The 1469-nt window shown below is 75.2% G+C and carries 1 protein-coding gene; it reads right to left on the bottom strand.

The annotated features are described in order from the left end of the window. Window positions 1-1469: transglutaminase TgpA family protein (locus AOK18_RS30050; protein WP_157865309.1), on the bottom strand; the 1469-nt coding region annotated here is incomplete at both ends.

Genomic DNA, 1469 nt, shown 5'->3' with positions numbered 1-1469 from the left:
CCCTCAGACCGGCCGCCACCCGGTGCGCGTCGTCCGTGAGCCCCGCCGCCGGACGCGGCCGCGGCGCGTACAGGACCTGTTCCACGGCGTCGGCCACCCGGTGCGCCGAGGCCGCCGCCTCCGGGCCGAGCCGGCCGAGCCGGACCAGCCGGGCCGCCGCCCCGCGCGGAGTCAGGGAATCGTCCGGGGAGACCCCCACGTCCCACGCCGTGTCCGTCACCTCGTCCCAGACGGCCAGGGCGTGCGCCGCCGAGCCCGCCTCGGACCGGCCGTGCGCGCCTAGGCGCACCGAACGCACCCGCAGCCGCCACAGCATCGGCGCCAGCGGCAGCGCCAGGACGGCGAGACCGCCCAGCACCCACGCCGGCACCGCGTACCACGCCGGTCCGTCGCCGTCCGTGGGCGGCGTCGCGAGGGGCGCCTCGCTCGGGCAGCCGTCCAGCCGCTGCTGCCGCATCGAGCAGCCGTCGGTCTCCGACGGGGCGGCCGAGGGCTCCGAGGACTCCGCCTCGGACGGCCGCGCCGGGTCGGGCAGCGTGCTCTCCGGGGTGTCCGGCACGGTGTACTCCGGCGTCGAACCGCGCGTGGGCGTCGGCTCGAAGCGGGTCCAGCCCACGCCCTCGAAGTACAGCTCGGGCCAGGCGTGCGCGTCCCGCAGCCCCACCGCCACCGTGCCGTCCGCCTGCGGGGTGCCCGGCGCGAAGCCCACCGCGACCCGGGCGGGTATGTCCAGGGACCGGGCCATCGACGCCATGGCGAAGGAGAAGTGGACGCAGAAGCCCTCCTTGTCCCTCAGGAAGCGGGCGATCCCCTCCGAACCGCTGCCGACGTCGACCTCGGTGTCGTACTCGAAGCCGCCCCGCAGGGTGAAGTACTCCTGGAGCATGACCGCCCGGTCGTACGCGTTCGCCGCCCCCTCGGTGACCTCGCGGGCGGTCCGGGACACCATCGCGGGCAGCGAGTCGGGCAGCTCGGTGTAGTCCCGCTCCAGGGCGGCCGGCGGCGCCGGCGCCTTCGCCAGCTGCTCCGCCGTGGGCCGCACGTCCAGGCTGCGCACCTGGTAGCTCAGCCCCCGGGTGTTCTGGCCGTGGTCGCCGACCAGCGTCATGCCGACCGGCTCGTAGCGCCAGTTGCCCCTGATGTCCACGCCGCTCGGCGGGTACGGCATCGGCAGCCAGTCCTGCCCGTACCAGTCGGCGGTCGAGATCCTCGTGCCGATCTCCTCGCGCTCGACGTCCGTGCCGAGGCCGGCCGGGGTGGGGAAGGCGCCGTCCGGCACCGTGGTGATGGACCGCTTGGACGGCTTCCAGGTGGTGCCGTCGAAGTCGTCCAGGGACACGATCCGCAGATACAGGTCCGAGACGTCCTCCGCCTCGGAACGCACCGACAGGACCTGGCGGTCCTCGTCCACGTTCAGCGAGTCGCGCAGGGACACCAGCGGGTTCACCGCGGAGATCGTGCCGCCCCCG

Origin of the sequence: Streptomyces prasinopilosus (assembly GCF_001419695.1) — a bacterium.
Taxonomy (GTDB): Bacteria; Actinomycetota; Actinomycetes; order Streptomycetales; family Streptomycetaceae; genus Streptomyces; species Streptomyces prasinopilosus.
This window is presented reverse-complemented; position numbering and strand designations above follow the sequence as displayed.